Genomic DNA, 21,688 nt, shown 5'->3' with positions numbered 1-21,688 from the left:
TTAATCCTTTAAATTAGTTGTATCGTTCGTAGACTTGGGCTGATAGCGTGTCAAGTCGTCTTGACACGGGGCTACCGGCTCATTTGACAGAGGGCTGTCAACGGCTTTGACAGCAGGCTGTCGCTCCTCTTGACCCGAGGCTGTCAGCTCATCTGACAGGGGACTGTCAACCAGCTCCACCATCTCCTCCTCCTTCGTCTGGTTCACGAACAAATACGCGTTCATCATACTCAAATCATTCTCATCCGGCAGCGGGTTCATCTTGGCGAATTTCACGAAGTCGGCCAATTGCAGAATCTGCCTCAAGTTATCGTACACGCTCTGCGCCTCGGAGTTCTTGCGGATCAGGTCCAAGATCTCACCGGAAGTCATCTCCATGGCATTGATACCGAAACGTTCCTCGATATACTTACGCAGCGTATCCGTGATCAAGGTGTAATACTCCTTGCTTCGTCCTTGCTGCCAGAGTTTCTGTTGCTTGATCTCATCCAGTTCCTTGATGGCCTGCTCGTGAGGCGGAAGTTTCGGCTCCTCTTTCTTGAATGGGATCAACGACTTCTTCGCACGGATCCGTTTCACGATATAGGCGATCACGCAAATCAAGAACAGGGCCAGCAAGATCCCGTAAATGATCGGATAATAATCGGCCCATACGAAAGGTGGCTTCCATACGGTCTTGATGTCGTTGAACTCCTCCGGCTTGTCCGCGTTCACGGGAATCGTGGAGACCTTCAAGGCGACTTGGTTGGAATATACGGTATCCACCCCGTCTATCACCTTCAACGGAGGCAACAGATAGAGTGACGAGTCAAACGAGGTAATCAATACATCCTGCTTGATAACGAGCCGGTCGTTCTCGATCTCCGTGGAGTCCGCCTTGGAGAGGTTCAGTACCTCCACCCCCGTCATCAAGGTATCGTTCGGGATCACGATCTGCACGGGGCGATCCTTATCCGCCGTTACCGTAAGGTGCAAGGTAGTCTGCTCTCCGATCAATATGGCGGCCGAGTCGATAGCGACATCGATCAACGGCCTTTGCGCATATGCCCTTCCCCCCACGAGGGAAGCGGCGGCGACCAGAAACAGGATACTTTTCTTTATCAATTTCATCTGCTTGCTTTAATTACGTTTGTCAAAAAGAGCAATCAATGCTTTCACATAATCATCCTCGGTACGGACAGATACGGAGTCTACACGGCATTTCTTGAACGTATCGCTCATCTTCGCCTGCCGTTTCTCCCACCATTCCTTATAGGCCGCGCGCACACGGGCGGAGGAACTGTCTATCCATTGCTCCTTCCCGGTCTCGGCGTCCTTGATCTTCATAAGGCCTACGGCGGGAAGCTCGGTCTCACGACGGTCGTACACCTGAATGGCTACCATGTCATGCTTGCGGTTGGCCACCGTCAGGGCGTCCTTGAAACCCTCCTTATCGATAAAATCGGAAATGAGGAAAGCCGTGCAACGCTTCTTGATGGCGTTGGTCAAGTATTTCAACACTTGGCTGATATCCGTTCTCGTCTCCTCGGGATGGAAATCGATCAGCTCCCGGATGATATATAAGATATGTTTCTTTCCTTTCTGGGGCGGGATAAACTTCTCGATCTTGTCCGAGAAGAACACCACGCCGATCTTATCGTTGTTCTGTATCGCCGAGAAAGCCAAGGTAGCGGCGATCTCGGTGATCACCTCCTTCTTCATGACGTTGACGGAGCCAAAGTCACGGCTACCGGACACGTCGATCAGCAGCATCACCGTCAGCTCACGCTCCTCCTCGAACACCTTGACATAAGGGCGGACGTAGCGGGCGGTCACGTTCCAGTCGATATCCCGGATATCATCGCCGTACTGATATTCCCTCACCTCGCTGAACGCCATACCACGGCCCTTGAAAGCCGAATGGTACTGGCCGGCGAAGATGTTACGGGAAAGACCACGGGTCTTTATCTCGATACGGCGTACCTTCTTTAATAATTCGCTTGTCTCCATTTAAGGAACTTCTACTTTATTCAAGATCTCGCTAATTACCTCCTCAGAAGTCAAGTTGTTCGCCTCGGCCTCATAACTCAAGCCGATACGATGGCGCATCACGTCGTGGCATACCGCACGGATATCCTCCGGGATCACATAGCCCCTGCGCTTGATGAAAGCGTACGCACGGGCGGCCAACGCCAAGTTGATAGACGCACGAGGGGAAGCACCGAAAGAGATCATGCTCGCCAAGTTCGGCAAACCAGCCTCAGCCGGGAAACGGGTAGCGAAGACGATATCCACGATGTAACGCTCGATCTTCTCGTCCAAATAAACCTCACGAACCACGTTACGGGCGTCGAGGATCTCCTCTTTCGTTAAGATCGGCTTGATCTCCGGACGTTCTCCGGATATATTCTGGCGTATGATCAGTTTCTCCTCCTCCTTCTTCGGGTAATTGATGATCACCTTCAACATGAAACGGTCTACCTGCGCCTCAGGCAACGGGTACGTACCCTCCTGCTCGATCGGGTTCTGGGTAGCCATTACCAAGAAAGGCTTCGGCAACTTGTAGGTATGCTCGCTGATCGTGACCTGACGCTCCTGCATGGCCTCCAACAAGGCACTCTGTACTTTCGCCGGGGCACGGTTGATCTCGTCCGCTAACACAAAATTAGCGAAGATCGGGCCTTGCTTTACCTGGAACTCTTCGCTTTTCTGACTGTAAATCATCGTACCGATCACATCGGCCGGAAGTAAGTCCGGGGTGAACTGGATTCGGCTGTATTTAGCGTCGATCAACGACGACAATGTTTTAATGGCAAGTGTCTTAGCCAAACCCGGCACACCTTCCAACAGGATATGTCCGTCCGAAAGCAAACCGATCAACAAGGATTCAACCAAATGCTTTTGTCCGACGATTACTTTGTCCATACCCATCGTAATCATGTTCACAAACGAGCTTTTACTTTCAATTCGCTCATTCAACTCACGAATGTCTACTGTCTGACTCATAAGATTTATTCTATTATATTGTTATTATATTGTCCCAATTTTACGTTGATTTTTTAGGATGCACAAAATTAGAAATGTTAAATTCGTATCCTTCACTTTTGCAGTTAAATAATACTAACCAACACTTCCTCGTTTTGTTTTATTTTACTTAAAAAAGGGGGATTTCTCTTACTCCCCGGCAAGTATCTCTGTTTGTAGGGCGGCGGCTTTCTCCCGCGACTCACGGCTCTTGGCATCGATGCCATACGATTCCGGTGCGGGTATCTCGATCACGGTACCGATCGGGACGTTGTTCGGGTCTTTTATAACAGCCTTATTATGTTGGTAAATATACACCCAGAATAATTTATTGCCATAATATTCCAAGGCGATCACGGTGAGGCGGTCGCCATGCTTGATTTTCACCTGCCCCAATGGTTTTGGCGCCGGTTCCACATAAGGCTCCGGTTCCGTATGCGGGGTCTTCTCCGCTACCGAGTCCGGATGAAGCATCCAAGCTGATTCTTGAACCGTGTCCTTGGCCGTATTCTTGGCTTCTGTTATCACCTCTTCTTGGGCAGGCGCCGGTTTCCAATTATTTCTTCCCAGATAGAAGAATACAGAGATTACGATTATCAAAAAGGCGACGATCATTAATACCCCCTTTTCCTCCGGTTTCCTCCGGGCTTGCTCTTCCGGTCTCTCTGGTATGGGAGATGGCTCCGCGGGCAGTTCCGGTTCCAATCCACGTTCCGGTTCAGATACCGATGACGGCTCCGGATCAAACGCTTGCTCTGGCTCAGGCAATGGTTCAGGTTCAGGTTCTAGTATCGGTTCGGGCTTCTCTTTGGGCTGAGTATTTGCCAAAGGGATTTCCTTATCCGGCATTACCTCCTCCACGGACTCGTCTTCCGTTTCCTTCTCCTCTACGGACTCATCCATGTCCGAGAAATCCACGTTCTCGTTGATCTCTGTCGTCTCAAAGATAGAGAAAGGCTTGTTTACCTGTTCCCGCAGGTCTTTATCCGGCAGGAAAGAGAATTTATAATGTTCGGGGATCAAGAAACGTTCACCGGTATTCACGTGGATACTCTCCCGCTTCTCCACAGAGATAATCTTGAAAGTACCCAAGCCCTTTACTTTTACGATCTTATCCATATAGACCCCTTCGGATACCACCGAGATAAAATCTCTCAAGAAACGCTCTACCTCTCCTCTGTCCTTGCCGGTACGCTCCGATAATAAACCGGCTAAATCTTGTATATTCAGCCGGTTATTCATGATCACCCAATTCCTTTAAACGATTCTTCACGGTCGTTCCGGGCTTGAACACGGGAACTAATTTAGGGGGAACCAGATATCGCTTCCCGTTCGCCGGATTCACGGAAATACGTTCCGCTTTCTTTTTCACCTCGAACTGGCCGAAGCCTTGCAGATAGATCGTATCGTTATCCACTAATTTCGAACTTACGACGGAACTGAGCGCAGAAAGCATGTCGGATACCTCCTTCGAGGTCCAATCCATGCGATTCGCCAATTCCGTTATAAGTTCCTTGTTTTTCATATCTAATTCCATAACAGTTCGTGCTGCTATATTAGTTATTTTTTCGTTAACCGACAAATATATTGACAGTTTTTACATCAATTCAACACTTTACCATACAGATCAAACGCTTGTGCGTCAATCACCTTTACTTGGTAAAAGCTACCCGGACTCAAGGGAGTATCCTTGGAGATCAATATTTCCGGATCTACCTCGGGCGAGTCGTATTGCGTACGTCCCACGTAGAAATCCTCCTCCTCCCGGTCTACGATCACCCGAAAGGTCTGCCCTACTTTCGAGGCGTTCACGTCGGCGGAGATGCCTTCTTGCACACGCATCAAGTAATCCAGCCGGTCTTGCTTCACCTCCTGTGGGATCTCGTCTTTATAATGCTGATAGGCGTAGGTACCCTCCTCGTGGCTATAGGCGAAAGCACCCATGCGCTCGAAACGGATATCTTTCACGAAGCGGATCAACTCCTCGAAATCCTGTTCCGTCTCGCCGGGATGACCCACCATCAAGGTGGTGCGTAGATGGATGCCCGGCACTTCCCGGCGCATACGCTCCAACAGCTCATAGGTCTCGGCCTTCGTGATATTGCGGCGCATCATCTTCAACATCGGGTCGCTGATATGCTGGAGGGCGATGTCCATATACTTGCAAACGTTATCACGCTCACGCATCACCGGCAACAGGTCATAGGGGAAATGAGACGGATACCCGTAATGCAAACGAATCCACTCCACGCCCGGGATGTCGGATACCCGCTCCACCAGTTCCGGCAAGGCCATTCGCTTATAGCGATCGAGGCCATAAAACGTAAGATCTTGGGCGATCATCTGGAATTCTTTCACGCCTTGCGCGACCAAGCCACGAACCTCGTCTACGATCTCGTCCATCGGACGGGATTGATAAGCCCCAGTTATGATCGGGATCGAACAGTAAGAACAAGTACGGTTGCATCCCTCCCCGATCTTCACGTAAGCGTAGTGCCTCGGGGTGGTGAGCACACGATCCGTAGCCAGCTCTTGATGGTACGACTTGCCCAGATCGGAGATCAACTCCTTCCAATTGAATTTCCCGTAGAAACGATCTACCTCGGGAAGTTCCTTCTCCAGATCTTTCAAGAAACGCTCCGACAAGCACCCCATCACGAAGAGCTTCCCGATCCGTCCTTTCTGCTTTTGCTCGCCCAGCTCGAGGATCATATTGATCGATTCCTCTTGGGCGTCGCCGATGAAACCGCAGGTATTCACCACCACGATCTCGCCATTGATCTTATGGGGATCATGCTCTACCGTATAGCCATTGGCAACGAATTGGCGCATAAGTTGCTCCGAGTCCACTAGGTTTTTCGAACACCCCAGCGTAATAATATCTACTTTATTTTTTCTCATTCTCCAAATAACGAATTGACAAACTCACGTTTGCGGAATACTTGCAAATCCTCCATCCCCTCGCCGAGTCCGATATATTTCACGGGGATACGGAAATGGTCGGAGATACCGATCACGACACCCCCCTTGGCGGTACCGTCCAACTTGGTCACGGCCAAGGCGTTCACCTCGGTGGCGGCGGTAAATTGTTTCGCTTGCTCGAAAGCGTTCTGCCCGGTAGAGCCGTCCAATACCAACAATATCTCGTGGGGGGCGTCCGGAATCACCTTTTTCATCACGTTCTTGATCTTGGTAAGCTCGTTCATCAAGTTGATCTTGTTATGCAGACGTCCGGCAGTATCGATAATCACCACGTCGGCATCGTTCGCCTTGGCGGAGCTCAGCGTATCGAAAGCCACGGAAGCGGGGTCCGAGCCCATGTTCTGCTTCACGATAGGTACGCCTACCCGCTCGCTCCAGATCACTAGTTGCTCCACGGCGGCGGCACGGAACGTATCGGCGGCGCCCAGATAGACCTTCTTGCCGGCTTTCTTGAACTGGTAAGCCAGCTTACCGATCGTGGTCGTCTTACCCACCCCGTTCACGCCTACAACCATGATCACGTAGGGTTTCTTGCCCTCCGGAAGCGCGAATCCCTCGGCATCCTCCGTATTGTTCTCTGTCAGCAAGCTAGCGATCTCGTCACGCAGCAGGGTGGTCAATTCTTGGGTGGTGACATACTTGTCACGGGCCACACGCTTCTCGATACGGTCGATGATTTTCAACGTGGTATCTACACCGACATCCGAGGTAATCAGTACTTCCTCCAAATTATCCAACACATCGTCGTCCACCTTACTCTTACCGGCGATCGCCTTGGTAATCTTGGAAAAAACACTCTCCTTCGTCTTCGACAGACCTTTATCCAAGGTTTCCTTCTTGTCCTTACTGAAAAAGCTAAAAATACCCATATTTATTTTGTTTCTGTTTTTATTTACTTCAAATCACACTTATCAAGTAGTTTCCGGATCTCCTTAACGGACATAGACTCAATCTCGCTCTTATCATACATCGTCACAAGATAAATTGTTCCTTCATCAACGCTGACAAGTACCGTAAAAGTTATCACCCGAGCTCCCCCTCTCTTACCCTGTGATTTCGAACGGATGGACATCCGGACCTTACGGAGGCCACCTCCCAAATCCGTTCCCGACAAAGGGTTCTCCAGCAGTTCGTCCCTCAACCTTAGGATATCTTCTTTCAACGACTTATATCGTTTCGCCAAATATTTCACCTCCTTAGCGAAGGGCGGTAATGCCTCAATCTTATAACTCATTCAATAGATCCTCCAATGGGCGAGAGGTTATTTTTCCCGCCTTCAAGTCTTTTACGCTCTGGAAAGCCTCTTCCAGCACCTCCCGCTCGCTTCGCTTGGCAGGCGAGAAGGTCTTCTCTTTTAAGTTCCGCAAGAGCGATAAAGCCTTACGCATAAGCTCCTCATTATCCAAGATACTCATGGCTTCCTCCATGTATGTATATTTCAACTCATTCGCTGTCATGGTCATATTCCTCCCTTTGCTTGTTTTTAATCCATCCTGTTCTTATAATCCTCATAGCCGAACGTACGGTACATCACCAGCTGGTCGTCCTTGCTCCAAAGGGCTAAGGAAGGATGCGGGATGCCGTTGAACATATTCGTTTTCACGATCGTGTAGTGGATCATATCCTCGAAAATCAGCTTGTCGCCGATCTCCAAAGGCTTGTCGAACGACCAATCCCCCATATAATCACCGCTTAAACAGCTATTCCCCCCGATCCGGTACGTAGGTTTCCCCTCCACGGCATCCGTGGCGAAACGGATAGCCGGCTTGTAGGGCATCTCCAGGCAATCCGGCATATGGCAGGTGAACGAGGCGTCGATAATCGCCGTCTTGATACCGTGGTTCTCCACGATGTCCACCACGGTTGTCAGCAAGAACCCGGTCTGCCAAGCGAAGGCGCTACCCGGCTCCATGATCAACTCCAAGTTCGGATATCTTTCCTTAAAGCCTTTCAGCAAAGCGATTAAATGCTCCACGTCGTAGCCCTTACGGGTCATCAGATGGCCGCCTCCCATATTCAGCCACTTGACGTGAGGCAGGAAACGGCCGAAACGCCTCTCCACCTCGGCCAGTGTCCGCTCCAGATCATAGGAGGTAGACTCACACAAGGTATGGAAATGCAGCCCCTCGATACCCTCCGGCAGCTTATCTCCCAGCAAGTCGCCGGTCACCCCCATCCGGGAACCCGGGGCGCAAGGATTATACAGGTCCGTCTCCACGTCCGAGTATTCCGGATTGATCCGCAATCCACAAGACACCCGGTTACCATCCGCCCGCACCATCGGATAAAAACGATGGAACTGAGAGAGCGAGTTGAACGTGACATGACTACTGTATCTCAAGATCAACGGGAAATCAGCCTCCGTATAAGCCGGGGAATAGGTATGCGCCGGACTTCCCATCTCCTCGAAGGCCAACTGGGCCTCGAATTTAGAGCTCGCTGTCGAAAAAGGAATGTACTCACGTACGATTGGGAACGCTTTCCATAAAGCGAAAGCCTTAAAAGCCAATATGATATTCACTCCCGCACGTTCTTTTACGCTCTTGATCAAGGACAGGTTGTTTCTCAGTAATTTCTCCTCCATCACATAGCAAGGCGAGGGTATCTTGTTGATGTCTATCATGCTGTATCTCAATATTTCATAATAAATATGCAAATATAGCGAAAACATTCGGAGAAAGCAAGGTTTCCGCTCCGAAAAAGCAATAAAAATACAACTATATTTTTCATTTAAAGACTATTGTGTTTAGCCACGAACACTATTGTGTTTGGCGGCGAACATTATTGTATTCAACCGTGAACACTATTGTGTGTTTTAAAGGGAAAAAACGGCGACGTGACGTCGCCTCTTCTTTTTTTCTTATCTTTCCTAATATACTTATATATAGTAGTGCGAAACGCAGTGCGAAAAAGCGATACCTTTTTCATTCAATCAACTAAAAACCAACACCTTGGTCATTCGAAACGTAGTGCGAAATGCGGTGCGAAATACGATGCGGCTCGTAGCATGCCCAGACATGCCATAAGCTAACCGTCAATCATTCAACATAGTAAGTTTAGCGAACTTCAAAAGTAACTGCTTTTGTCCGAAATGATCGAAGGCCACTGTAGCCTTCGCGTTACCACCCTCTCCTTCTATCGAGACAATCTCACCTTCCCCAAAACGATCATGGCGAACCTTGGAACCCACATGTAACCCCGATAGATCCGTGGCTGGAGCCGCCGAAAAGGACGATTCCATCGTGTTTTTTAGCTTCGTAAGATGCCCTTGACGCTGTGCCGCTTGCTTCACCGGCGACACGAAATCATCCTCAACCGCCCTTGGTTGCCGGAATGGAGAGGCAAAAGCCGGGCGCCCGTAGCGTTCACGGGCCGAGGCGAATGCATCTGAAGCGCCGGCATCCGAAGGCATATCCAGATACTTAGCGTCTATATCCTTCAAGAAACGGCTGGGCGTACACATATCCGTCTTCCCATTACGATAGCGGCTCTTCGCATAGCTCAATACGCAATTTTGCTCCGCACGGGTAATCGCCACGTAGAACAAACGACGCTCCTCCTCTACCGCTCTCGGGTTATCTTTCGACAGGGACGAGGGGAATAGGTCTTCCTCCAAGCCTACCACGAAAACATTCGTGAATTCCAATCCCTTGGCGGCATGTACGGTCATCATCGTGACCTTATCGGAGTTTTCCTCTTTATCGTTATCTTGATCGGTGAGCAAGGATACCTCCGCCAAGAAGTCGGACATGGCGACTTGCTCCATGCCCTCCTCACGCCGGATCTCGCAAAACTCAGCGATACCTTTCAGCAACTCCTGCAAGTTCTCTTGCTTGCTCACGCCCTCTACGGAACGGTCTTGAAACAGGTCGGAAACGATGCCGCTACGCTTCACCACCAAAGTAGCCAATTCCTCTGCGGAGAGTTTTTTATTCTCTTCAATGAAAACTTCAATCAAACTACGGAAATCGCTCAGTTTCTTAGCTGTACCGTTATTTATCGGTAGCGAATATTCCAAGGGGGCTTGAAGCACGGTCCACAGGCTTACCCCGTATTCGGTAGCGGCGCCGACAAGCTTACCTACCGTCGTGTCCCCGATTCCCCGGGTGGGATAATTGATGATTCGCTTCAAGGCCTCCTCGTCGTGCGGGTTCACGATCAGGCGGAAGTAAGAGATCACGTCCTTGATCTCTTTCCGCTGGTAAAAAGACAAACCGCCGTAAATCTTGTAAGGGATGCCCCGCTTTCGCAACGCCTCTTCCAAGATACGGGACTGGGCGTTGGTACGATACAAGATAGCGAAATCAGCATACGAGAATTTCCCTAATATCCCGTGCATCTCGTTGATTCGGGCGGCTACGGTGTAGCCCTCCTCATAATCGGAGTACGAGATGAAAACACTCACCTTGTTGCCCGCCTCCTTCTCGGAATAGACCGTTTTGGGTATCTGACGTGTATTCTTGTCGATCAAGCTATTGGCAGCGTTCACGATATTCTGGGTGGAACGGTAATTCCGTTCCAGCTTGAAGATACGGCAACCGGTATAAAGATTCTTGAATTGCAGGATATTATCTATATTAGCGCCTCGGAAGGAATAGATGCTCTGGGCGTCATCCCCTACCACGCAGATATGGCCGTGTCTCTCGCAAAGCCGTTGCACGATCAAGTGTTGGGCGAAGTTCGTATCTTGATACTCATCCACCAATACATACCGGAAGAAGTTCCGGTATTTCTCCAAGACGGCCGGATGATCCCGGAACAGGATATTGGTTTGCAGCAACAAGTCGTCGAAATCCATCGCTCCCGCTTGCAGGCAACGGCTCTGGTAACGTTTGTAGATTTCCCGAAGCAAGGGGACCTTGGCATTCATATCGCTTTCCACGAGCTCTTTATTTTGCTCGTAGGCCGTATAAGTTATCAAGGAGTTCTTCGCGTTGGAGATCCGGCTCTGCACCATTCCTAGGCGGTACACCTTATCGTCCAATTGCATTTCCTTGATGATGGATTTCAGTAAGCTCTTGGAATCAGTGGCGTCATAAATCGTGAAATTGGAAGGATAACCGATATGCTCCGCCTCGTTCCGTAAAATACGGGAGAAGATGGAATGGAACGTTCCCATCCATAGCCGACGGGCCGTTTGGTCACCGGTGATGGCCGCAATACGCTCTTTCATCTCCCGGGCCGCCTTATTGGTAAAGGTCAGCGCCAAGATACTATAGGGAGGCAATCCCAATTGCAATAAATAAGCGATCTTATAGGTCAGTACCCTTGTCTTACCGGAGCCAGCCCCGGCCACGACCAAGGATGGCCCCTCATTGTAAACCACCGCTTCCCGCTGGCTCTCATTCAGTTGATTCAAATACTCTTCCACATTCATCCGTTTTAGGGATACAAAATTAGGGAAAATAAGCGATTCCACATAAAAAAGTTGGGCAGGTCGCCGATAATATATACATTTGCCTACATATAATCAGTAGTATTAACCAAAACAAGAGACTATGGGGAAATGGGAAATTTTGAGAAAATAATTATTAAGAAAGAGCGGGACAAGATCAGGAGGGAGACTTTAGGGAAGTTCTTTTTTGATTTGGCTAAGTTGGTTTTCGCCGCTATAGTATTGGGAGAAATACTCCTTTTGCAAGAGAATGTTTTTGATAAGAGTTGTTGGGTCATGATAATGACAGGTCTTAGTGTCACCTATTCATTAGCTTGGTTAGGAAATAAAATTTTAAAATAAAAGAATATGATATTAAATCCATTAAGTGCCCTATTCTTAGTAGTAGGAGTTATTACAGGTTTATTTATCGCTTGGCTTTACACGAAGCCCGGCAAGAAATGGCTGGACGAGTTATGATACCGTAGGGAGCGGGCCTGTGCCCGCCCTACTTATCTAGGGCGTCCAACAGATCATCATTCCTTATGCTTCTCCCCGCCTTCTTCACGCTCGCTTTTAAATCACCGATCCGGTAGCTAATGGCGATGCCGAAACCACGACTAAACATACGCTCGGTCTGCCGGATATGAAAGTCCGGATATCGCTCGTTAATCTGTATCGTCTTATGATCTCCCAGAAAATCTTGCGCCTGCAGCGTACAAGTCAATTTATCCTTCAAGAAGCTCTTTACCACACTCAAGCCGTAAAAATAAAAGCCGTACGAGTCCATCCCCACATTCGGCTCGGAACGCACGTACCCACCCGACAGGACAAAACGCCACCCGTACTTAAACTTCTGCGAGAAATCGACAAAAGCAGAGCCACAAAAGCCGGAATTACGCACATCCGTATCGTAAACCTCATTCCCCTCCTGCGCCCGTAAATCCAGATAATGCAACATGCTGTTCAGCGACACGCTTGTCCGGGGCGAAGGATTATAGCTTAGATAAAGGTTTCCTCCCGCTGCTTTCACGTCCACGAGATTATCATACGTACTATTCACCACATTCGCCGAATCAATGAACAGATACTCATCAATCACCCCTTTTCCCAAGGTGCAGAGCACGGAAGCTTGCACATTCAATTTCGTTCCGTAATAACTGTATGACGCCGAAAGACGATGATGTTTCTCCGATACCAATCCCGGATTTCCATACGAGATAGAGGTCCCAGACACGAACACCGTAGGATTCAAATAGCTGATATTCGGGCGACGTAAACGTAAGTTGTAAGCCAAGCGAAACAAACTCCGGTCATCCAAGCGGAAAGCGGAGGTCCAAGAAGGAACCCAATCCGTTACACGATAATTAAAATCCTTGCCTTCGCCTTGTTTATAAGTCACGTCCTGCCAAGTATGTTCCATACGAATGCCGGGGTTCAAGCTCCATTTACCATACTTAAATCCATATCCCGCATAGGCGGAGCATATATTCTGCACATGCCGATATTCCACCAAAGGCTGTAAATCTGCGGGTAACCAGACACCCTCATCCAACTCCTTTACCTCCGAAGTAGCGTGGCTCGTACTGCTACGCCGAATCAGCTTCAAACCGCCCTCGATGGAATGCGTACTTGTAAAAGGATTCACGTAATCAAGCTGGGCCGTATGCTCATGGGTGCGGGCATGACTGATTTGCCGGGTATAATCGGCCTCCAGTTGGGGTAACGAGACATTACCCATCTTATCCTTATCGTAAAACACGCTATAGATATCGTTCGGGATATAATCATACTGATAGGAAAGCGTTAGCATCTCTTCCTTATTTCGTTTGAATAAACGCTGATAATCCGCTTTTAAGGAGGCGCTACCCCATTCGTTCTTTTTACTCATATCCTCGTTATAAGCATAGATTTCTTCCCCCTCTTTATCAAGCCTGCTATAATGGCTATTCCAAATAGAGTTGCTGTTTCCGATATTCAAGTTTCCGGACAAGGAGATTAAATTCAATGTATCGATCTCGAAACTGCCTTCCAGACTTCCATAATGAGCCGGATATTTCACGTCTACGTCCGAGAGCATCCGGAGCTTCGCACCGTCTTCCGACTGAGTACGGAGATAATCTGACTCGCTCTCGGATGACTGTTGGCTAAACGTATAATTTCCGGAAAGCGATAATCGGCCATATTTCAGCGTAGCGAAACCACCGACACTCTTAAATAAGTTCATCACCGTAGTGTTTATACTCGCGTTATATCCCTCGAACTCCGCTCCTTTCGTCACGATATTCAAGATTCCGCTGACACCCTCCGCATCGTAACGGGCACCGGGATCTGTTATCACCTCCACTTTCTTGATCATGCTGGCGGGGATACTACGCAAGACCTCCTTGGGATTATTGGAGAACATATTCGAGGGACGCCCGTTCATATAAATCTTAAAACTGGATTGTCCGTTTACCTTCACGTTATCTTCGCCATCCACGGTCACTAGAGGGACTTTCCGCAACATCTCCAGCAGGGTATAGGTTCGGGAATCCGGGTCCTCGGCGATACTGTAAGTAGTCTTATCCGACTCTGCCTTTATCAAGGGTTTCACGGCGACAATGTTTATCTCGGGCAAGTCCTCGTTCAAATACAAAGAATCGGGAGAGACGAGTTGGGCGGTCAACGTCGAGTTCCAGTTTCCCACAAGCCCTATCAAGGCCATCATCATCAGAAATCTTTTCATATCCGTATCTTATTTGATTTGTTTTCGGGCAAAAGTAGAGGCAACAGACAACAACAACGTAAATAATCGCCGGATAAGTAGCTGACATTTCCATGACATTTCCATGACATCCGGTCATTTAGCAGGATTTATGTCTATTTCATCCCGAATCCTATCGAAAAGGATACTTTCCTTCTATAATATTTAGTACCTTCGAGCGTTCTTTTTATGTTAATTCTAATCTAGCGAATAATGAATACACGACTATCGGCCAATCTATCCGTTTTGGGTACCTCCTTAATGCTGATCCTCTCGTTCAGCTTCGGTTTCCATAGTTATACGGAAGCCAAGAAAACGATCGTGACAGACTTGAATCAAGCGTTGCAACAAACGATCCTGCAAAACTCCCACCTATGGATGAGCCAAGATTCCATACGCACCTATGCCAATCTATCCAAGCTTTTCGGCAATCCGGTATCCATAGAAAGTTATAACAAGGACTTTTCCGACGCATTGAGTTATACGCCCGACAAGAAGAAAACGGGAATCGTGATCCACGTACTCAATAAAGATCCTCAAACCGAAAACGCTCCCGCTAATACCAACAAGAAACTCAACGAATATTATATCGCCAGCGATACGATTATCTGGGCATCATCCATAGCGAACAGCCCCAATACTGCCACGGATCATATCGGGATCTCATTCCAAGGGTACGCCAATTGCTCCACCCTTGCGGTTATCGGGCTATCGGACAAATCTTTGCCCGGCCTATTCCTCGGGCTTGCCTTTTTATCCGCTACCCTGCCCCTATTGCTTAAACGTTATAGAAAGGAGTTGATAATGCCTCAGCCTATCCATCCGGGAAAGACCATCTCTTTCGGTAATTTGAACCTTTCTTGCGAGACCGCCTCCTTCTATAAGGAGAATGAGGAGAAACTAAAACTCACCCCTCAGCAATATGCCTTGATGGAGATGTTTTTCCTATCGCCTACGCATATCTTGAACCGCTCGGATATCTGCGAGAGCTTATGGCCGGGAAAGATCAACGCCGACGAGACCTTGAACACCTTGATCCGAAGGCTACGGCCTTTAGTGGAGGAAAACAGTAACCTAAAGATCACGACAGACAGAGGACGAGCTTATGCGCTTGAAATAAAAAAGAGCGACCATCTCTGATCGCTCTTTCCTTTTTATCTAGATAGAATTAATATCTTCCACCATCCCGGTTAGAACCATAACCGCCACCTCTGTTAGAGCCATAGCCACCGCCTCTGTTGGAACCGTAGCCGCCACCTCTGTTGTTATTGAAACGACCACCTCTGTCGCCTCTATCCTCTCTAGGTCTGGCTTCTGTTATATTGATGACTTTGCCGTCATAACTTGCTTGGTTTAACTCCTCGATAGCCTTTTTAGCTAGCTCATCATCGCTCAGCTCAACGAAACCGAAGCCTCTTGAACGGCCGGTTTCTCTATCCATAATAACTTTTGCTGAAGTAATCTCACCGTAATCAGCAAATAACTGTCTTAAGTCCTCATCAGAGATGTTGTAACTTAGATTTGAAATGTAAAGATTCATTTTGTAAACTTTAATTAAATGGTTAATTGAGCTGAGTATGTCGACTAAAAAAGTTTACCTAACAAATCAAGTTGTGAGCAAATACTTTCTAATACTAACTTAAATCAATCTCAAATATGCTGCGAATGTAATGGTTTTATTCGAGCATACAACTATAAATCCAATAAATTTCGAAAAAATATAAGGGCGGGGTCTGCCCGCCCCCCACGAAATTAGAATACGGTAACTTCTTGTCCCGCGGTATTCGCACGGATTAAATAATCGTACATCGCCTCGCAATACACCGGAGGCAGGTAGAAGCGGCCCGGGTAGACTGCGCAAAGATTGATCTTCACGGTCACTTGACTGCCTGCCGGCAGACGGTCTATATAACTATAAACACGGTCGTCACGAATATCCTGATAATTCACTCCGGCGCTCAAGCTGTCCGTAGCGGACTCATTCAAGAAACGGGTATTCAGTATTTCCCATCCGGCAGGGAAGATTTCCGATAATACCAAATTATTATATCCCCGGGCCGAAGGGTTCTTTACCGTAACCACGGCGGAGAAATTCGTACCTTGCTCCAATTGGGCGACATTGACCGGACGTCCGTTCAAGTCCACATAGCTAACCGCCAACGAGACACCGTTCGCATACGCTTTTTCCTCTCCCTGCTCCGGTATTCCCTCGGTTATGATACGGGCGAAGAGCATAGATTTACCCGTGTTCTTCAACTCGACGCTCGCCGAGGTTCCCGCCTTATCCAATAAGGTCTCGGACCATATATTCTTATCCGTTTTCACCTGTCCATCCTTTCCGCCACAAGCGTACGTGAAATCCATGACCCCGTCTACCCGATATTTAGCTAGGTAGTCCGACAAGGCAACTAAAGCGAATGCCGTAGATTGTGTGCTCAACCAATCATCCGAAGAAAGCTGTTTGGACAACTCTTCCACCAAAGTAGCGGCCTCCTTGCCTTTATCCAACAAGCAAAGCGTCATTAACTGGATGGATTGATCCCGGACATCACTGCCGAACGTCTCGTCATACTCGGAATAACCGGAAGGAAGAGCCGTCGTCTTACTGATCAGGTCTTGAGCGACATCCTCACGGCCGACCAAGGCATAGGCGGAAGCTAGCGACCAGCGACTCATGGAGGCCAAGTCTTTCATCTCTTTCAAGCGGTTCATGGCACCCATCTCCGGCGACCCGGCCAAAGCCAATACATACAGGCGATAGGCTTGGGTAGTCTCTTCCGAATCCATATAATAAGAGGTAGCCGGCTTCCAATTACGGGCTACCCGGCGTAGATTATTCAATACGCTTTGTTTCATGGCCTCGGGAACCAAGTAGCCTTTCTTCGAGGCTTCCAGCAAGAAATGAGTAGCGTAAACCGTACCCCAGCCATTGCTGCTCGTTCCACCCGGCCAATAGGCGAAAGCCCCATCTACGGTCTGGTAAGAGCGCAGACGGCGGATCACCTCTTTCACGGCCTCCTCCGTGGATTTCGCCTGTTGCAGGGTCAAATCCGTAAACGAGGAGATATAAAGCTGTGGGAATCCTTTCGAGGTGATCTGTTCCAGACATCCGTGCGGATAACCCAACAAATAAGATAGACGTGAGGATACGTTCACGGGGGCGATATCCGACACTTCTAAGGTCAACTGGTTCGTACCCGTGGCACCCGGCATAGCGACCGTCTCTTTCCAAGACTTGCCGGCCTCCAAGGTAGCGGCGGTAACTTTCACTTGCGGGCGGCGTACCGTACGGATCTCCAGTTCCGTCTCATAAACGGATTTATCCCCTTTACCCGTAGCGGTTATCGTTACCTTCCCGATACCCGGGTTCTTCTTCACCCGGATACGGAACGAGGCTTGCTGATCCCCTTTCCGCTCGAAGCTCAAGCTCCTCGTCGCCTCGCCGACCACTTCCATATTCGAGCTGCAAGCGATAGATACATTCACGGCTCCTACGCCATCCTCGGTAGCGAATACCGTAGCGGGTACTACCATCTCCTCGCCCACGCCGATCACCCGGGGCAAGGTTCCCAGCAGCATTACGGGCTTACGTACCATCACGCTCTTATCGGCATGTCCATAAGCCTCCCCGTTTCCGGCTACCACCATGATCTTGACACGCCCGTTATAATTCGGCATCTGATAGGTATGCCGGGCGGTCTTCCCCTTCTTCAGCAAGAACGGGCCGTCAAATCGCACCACGGGCTTGAAACGGTTCACGATCGCTTTCGGGCCTTTGTTCAGCGCATCGTCGCCGCCGATACTGAACAATTGCTCGATACGGCCGCCATAAGCGCCAACCACGTAGTTATACAAATCCCATGTATTCACGCCCAACGCTTCCCGGGCGTTAAACGCCTTCCAAGGCTCCGGCGTACGGAAACGGGTCAAGTCCAGCAAGCCCTCATCCACGATCGCCAGCGTGTAAGCCATCTCCTTTCCATTCTTCTCGGAGACGGATATGGTATAAGAGGCATCCGGTTTCAACTCGGCGGGAGATTGGATAACCGGGGTCAGATGGCTCTCCGGAGAAGTTACCGTGAACGGGACCACGCCATACAAGCGGATCGGCAAATCGTTCTTCGTAATGCCATGAGGCTGCAATAAGGTGATATAGACGTAAGCGTTCGGCTGCATATCTTTCGTCACATCCAGCCTCACGGTCGTTTGTTTATCCTCGCACGTATGTTCCGTCAAGGAAAGGACACGCACGCCGTTCTCTATACTGATAATCGCACGGCTTCCTTTCGTAGAGGGGAAGGTGACTACCATCTTCTCGCCGGGTGTATAACTATCCTTATCGGTCTTGAAACTAAGCATCGTGGCGGACTCGCTGCCATCGGTGTTACGTCGGCCCTCGTTATAAGGCCAGTCGAAATAACTCATCACTCCCGTAGAGTGCTTGCTCTCCTTATCTTTCACGGAGATGAAATACGTTCCCCACTCCTTATCCGGGAACGAGAGCTGGAACGTACCCCGCCCGCTCCCATCCGTACGAATGGCAAATGTCTTTACCGGCTTATTGTAGGAATCCGATACGTAATTGGCCAGACCGCTACTGTTGGAGTCCCACCACCAATACCAGTAGACCTTATATACTTTCACATCTAATTCCGTATTCGCTTGCGGTTTCCCTAAATAATCAACAGAAGCGACCTCGTAGGTGTAATTGGTTCCGGTATTTAGTTGTTCCTTATCTTTCTGCGGAGACTTGATACCGGTATACCGGCGATAAGGCGAGTAAAGCATCCGATCCGCGTCGATACTGAAATCGCCGGATTCCTCATATACCCGGGTCACTAGGTTTGCCAGCAACATTCCGGGAGCGGTAGAACCCAGCTCGAAGCGGGCTTGTACCGTGGCATCGCCTCGCTCATCGGTAACGCCGGAGATCAGCTTGCTCTCTTCCGTATTAAATACACGGGAAGGATCGTCGAAATAGAACCCCTTATACCCCTCGAAGGTAGTCGGGGTGGCGATAAAGGTACCTTGTATATCATATTTCAAGTTACGGGCAATAGCTCCTTGCAGCCATTCCACATGCAGGCGGGCATCCATAGGTTCACCACGCAACAAGGTCTTCTCCGGCATGGATAAGGCGATCTTCAGGCGGTTCGGCTTGATGGACTCGATGCGTAAGCGCTTCGAGAAAGAGACCCCACCCACTTGCGCCTTCACATTCCACGCACCCGTGGGAGCATCCGCCTCGGTAACGAAATCGAAGACATAAAGCCCCAGCTCGCCACGGGTCTGCGTCTTACGGGCATACATTTGCCCTAACGGGTTGTACAGCTCCATCACCACCGGATGCTCTGCCGGCAATTGCTTCGCCCGGTCGTTCAGCATAAAGCCCAGATGCAACGTATCACCCGGACGCCATACGCCTCGCTCGCCATAGATAAAGCCCTTGATCCCTTTCTGGACTACCTCGCCCGATACATCGAACGAACTGAGCGAGAGAGCCGATCCGTTATCCACCCGCAGATAGGAACGTTGGGTTCCCTGTGAGGCGATCAGGTAGAACGGACGTCCCGAAGAGAGATCCAGCCGTACCTGTCCCTTGTCATCGGTCGTGCCCGAGGCCAACGCTTGGTGTTGGTAATTATAGGCGGTAACCGTAACTCCTCGCTCCGGCTCCGTATTCTGTATATTATGCACCAACACGGTCATATCATTATCCTGCCCCATCAAGGCGACCAGTCCCAAATTGGTAGCCAAGATATTCTTTCCCTCTACCTTATTAAAGTAATAACTATCCGAGCAAGGATCGTTCCATTCTTTCCAATTATAACTAGACCAATCGTATTGACGGTAATAATACGCTCCCTCGTCAAAACGGGCGGACTCTTCCTTGAAACGGATCTCGTCCGAGGCCAAGATCTGCTCCTTCGAGATCTTCAACGTATCATTCCCGCAAGGATAGGCCGACAAAGGCCGGTCAAACGAAAGCTCCAGACGGTAGATAGCGCCCGGTTCCGGCTCGATCAACCGCTTTAAATCGACCGCGAACGTATTCCACCGGGACAGGTCAAGACCCTCCTCATCCAAGAAGATCGTCTTACGGGCGATCAAGCGTCCGACACGCATCAGCTCCCCGGACTCATCCAAGTTGTTCGATTGCAGGAACTGACCGATATTCTGCTCCAATATCTTGATAACGCTCACCGTAACCCCTCGCAAATAAATCGCTTGGAAAGGAACGGATAATTGCGTGGATTGCGGGATGATCACTCCTTTCCCGATAAAACGGACGCCGGGTTTCTGCTCATCTAGGATTATTTGACGCACGACAGCCTCTTTCAGGTTCAAGCCGCTCTTGCTGCGGATGCCTTGGTTCAGGTGGATATTCATCACGCCCTTTTGCCACAAATCGGCATCCGGATATAGGCGTAGCTTGTTTCCGTCCACGGTTACGGTCTCCGACGTATTCTCGGCGATAAAGGCCAAGCCTCTCATATCTTGGCCCACATCCAATAACTTCGTGAAAGCGACCTCCACGTAACGCTCCGGCTCGGACACATACGTCACGTCGTACACCGAGAAATCATTCTGATCCGGAACGCTCACTGTCACGACATCGGCCTTTTCCACGCCTAGTTTATTAGAAGATACGGAAAGCTTGAGTGTCCGTTCCCCCTCCATCCCGGCGGAGACATTGAATAAGGTCACCTCATGTTTCTTTCCATCCGGGCTGTGTTGCCAAGTAGCGTCTACCTTCTCCGAGAAATCCACCAACGACTCCACGGTCTCCGGAGATTCCTTATCCGGCGTGAAAAGCACGGCGGTCAGATCGTACCCATTCTCGTTTTTCTTGTTGATATCCATCGATTCCAGATTCCCCCGAAGGGCTAAAGGGAGCGTGGTAAAACCAAAAGCGAACCACTTATCCTTACCTTCCGCCTCAAACCATTCGGACAAATCGGCTTTCACCTGATAAGAGGTGTTTCGCTCAAAGCCTTTCTCCGGCTTGAATACCAACGTCCGGTTATTCTCGAAAGCCCATTTCCCCGGCACATCGGGCTTGAGGCGCACGAGTTTCCCCAATCGGTCCGCCTTTAACCGCTCCGCCGGGATCTCTTGATTAAAGATCAGGTAAACGGGAGAATACCGGGAAATCTTCCCGGTAGTAAACGCCTCTACATTCGGATTATAAGGGGGGAGATCTTGATCCGTGGAGCTTGTCGTATGACAACTTGTCAAGATAGACAAGAGACAAAGTACGCAGAATAAACCGATAGACCGTATCATACACATGAATGTTTAAATGGTTAATCCACAAATGTACATAAATTATACCAAGATGCAATGATCTATCCGTATATCTCCTTTTCGAACAATCACTTCTCAAATATATTCGCTATATTTGCGTTCAATGAAACATCTAAGATTGTAAAACAAGATCATGCCCAAGAAACTACACAAGGAAATCCCCATCGACTACGCCGTCTGCCAGCAACAAGATTGCCCTCGGGCCGGAAAGTGCCTGCACCAGATCGCCTACCGGCCGCTCATCGAACAACCGGCAACCGTATTACGGCTGGAGA

At 49.3% G+C, this 21,688-nt stretch carries 17 protein-coding genes; 3 read left to right on the top strand and 14 right to left on the bottom strand.

What is annotated here, in order from left to right; genetic code table 11:
• The 11 genes from QVP94_RS11010 to QVP94_RS10960 all read right to left on the bottom strand — a co-directional run bounded on the left by QVP94_RS11010 (position 1) and on the right by QVP94_RS10960 (position 11,362).
• On the bottom strand, positions 1-1,110 hold the full coding sequence (locus QVP94_RS11010) for a hypothetical protein (RefSeq protein ID WP_005857239.1): 1,110 nt from the start codon (positions 1,108-1,110) through the stop codon (positions 1-3).
• Positions 1,111-1,119: 9 nt separating this feature from the next.
• Positions 1,120-1,989 (bottom strand): DUF58 domain-containing protein, encoded by an 870-nt coding sequence (locus QVP94_RS11005; RefSeq protein WP_005857241.1) that lies wholly within the window; start codon positions 1,987-1,989, stop codon positions 1,120-1,122.
• A complete protein-coding gene (locus QVP94_RS11000) occupies positions 1,990-2,985 on the bottom strand; it encodes an AAA family ATPase (protein ID WP_005857243.1) in 996 nt (331 codons plus the stop codon).
• A 168-nt stretch (positions 2,986-3,153) separates the two neighbouring features.
• Positions 3,154-4,245: an HU family DNA-binding protein gene (locus QVP94_RS10995; RefSeq protein ID WP_022192603.1), complete on the bottom strand. Its 1,092-nt coding sequence runs from the start codon at positions 4,243-4,245 to the stop codon at positions 3,154-3,156.
• Positions 4,238-4,528 (bottom strand): HU family DNA-binding protein, encoded by a 291-nt coding sequence (locus QVP94_RS10990; protein WP_008778384.1) that lies wholly within the window; start codon positions 4,526-4,528, stop codon positions 4,238-4,240. The genes QVP94_RS10995 and QVP94_RS10990 overlap by 8 nt, the downstream gene beginning before the upstream one ends.
• A gap of 77 nt (positions 4,529-4,605) precedes the next feature.
• Positions 4,606-5,904: a 30S ribosomal protein S12 methylthiotransferase RimO gene (gene rimO, locus QVP94_RS10985; protein WP_011966255.1), complete on the bottom strand. Its 1,299-nt coding sequence runs from the start codon at positions 5,902-5,904 to the stop codon at positions 4,606-4,608.
• Positions 5,901-6,854, bottom strand: coding sequence for a signal recognition particle-docking protein FtsY (gene ftsY, locus QVP94_RS10980; protein ID WP_005857252.1), 954 nt, complete (start codon positions 6,852-6,854; stop codon positions 5,901-5,903). Before ftsY ends, rimO begins: the two co-directional genes overlap by 4 nt.
• 23 nt (positions 6,855-6,877) lie before the next feature.
• Positions 6,878-7,219 (bottom strand): toxin RelE, encoded by a 342-nt coding sequence (locus tag QVP94_RS10975; RefSeq protein WP_005857254.1) that lies wholly within the window; start codon positions 7,217-7,219, stop codon positions 6,878-6,880.
• Entirely contained in the window at positions 7,209-7,448 is a 240-nt protein-coding gene (locus tag QVP94_RS10970) for a hypothetical protein (protein WP_005857256.1), read from the bottom strand. Before QVP94_RS10970 ends, QVP94_RS10975 begins: the two co-directional genes overlap by 11 nt.
• A 20-nt stretch (positions 7,449-7,468) precedes the next feature.
• Entirely contained in the window at positions 7,469-8,608 is a 1,140-nt protein-coding gene (gene nspC / locus QVP94_RS10965) for a carboxynorspermidine decarboxylase (RefSeq protein ID WP_005857258.1), read from the bottom strand.
• Positions 8,609-9,019: 411 nt separating this feature from the next.
• Positions 9,020-11,362: an ATP-dependent helicase gene (locus QVP94_RS10960; RefSeq protein ID WP_005857260.1), complete on the bottom strand. Its 2,343-nt coding sequence runs from the start codon at positions 11,360-11,362 to the stop codon at positions 9,020-9,022.
• Positions 11,363-11,491: 129 nt separating this feature from the next.
• Here QVP94_RS10960 and QVP94_RS19325 point away from each other — a divergent pair, with 129 nt between their 5' ends.
• Complete coding sequence (locus QVP94_RS19325; RefSeq protein ID WP_005857263.1) at positions 11,492-11,722, top strand: DUF6722 family protein; 231 nt, start codon at positions 11,492-11,494, stop codon at positions 11,720-11,722.
• 145 nt (positions 11,723-11,867) lie between these two features.
• On the opposite strand, the gene QVP94_RS10955 is transcribed toward QVP94_RS19325, so the two are convergent.
• Positions 11,868-14,087: an outer membrane beta-barrel family protein gene (locus QVP94_RS10955; protein ID WP_022192602.1), complete on the bottom strand. Its 2,220-nt coding sequence runs from the start codon at positions 14,085-14,087 to the stop codon at positions 11,868-11,870.
• Between the two features lie 231 nt (positions 14,088-14,318).
• Between QVP94_RS10955 and QVP94_RS10950 the strand changes: the two genes are divergently transcribed.
• Positions 14,319-15,245 carry a helix-turn-helix domain-containing protein gene (locus tag QVP94_RS10950; protein ID WP_022192601.1) on the top strand — a complete coding sequence of 309 codons (927 nt, stop codon included), beginning with the start codon at positions 14,319-14,321 and terminating at the stop codon, positions 15,243-15,245.
• Between the two features lie 28 nt (positions 15,246-15,273).
• Here the strand turns inward: QVP94_RS10950 and rbp are convergent, their stop codons facing one another.
• Both rbp and QVP94_RS10940 read right to left on the bottom strand, forming a co-directional pair.
• Positions 15,274-15,645, bottom strand: coding sequence for an RNA-binding regulator (gene rbp / locus QVP94_RS10945; protein WP_005862667.1), 372 nt, complete (start codon positions 15,643-15,645; stop codon positions 15,274-15,276).
• Positions 15,646-15,857: 212 nt separating this feature from the next.
• Positions 15,858-21,392, bottom strand: a complete 5,535-nt coding sequence (locus QVP94_RS10940) for an alpha-2-macroglobulin family protein (protein WP_022192600.1) — start codon at positions 21,390-21,392, stop codon at positions 15,858-15,860.
• A 154-nt stretch (positions 21,393-21,546) separates the two neighbouring features.
• Here QVP94_RS10940 and QVP94_RS19320 point away from each other — a divergent pair.
• A partial coding sequence (locus QVP94_RS19320) for a DUF6078 family protein (protein ID WP_353884505.1) occupies positions 21,547-21,688 on the top strand: 142 nt, incomplete at its 3' end.

The sequence above is a fragment of the Parabacteroides sp. CAG:2 genome (assembly GCF_000436315.1).
In the GTDB taxonomy this organism is placed as follows: Bacteria; Bacteroidota; Bacteroidia; order Bacteroidales; family Tannerellaceae; genus Parabacteroides; species Parabacteroides distasonis.
The sequence above is the reverse complement of the archived record's forward strand: the minus strand, read 5'-3'. Positions and strand labels throughout refer to the sequence as shown.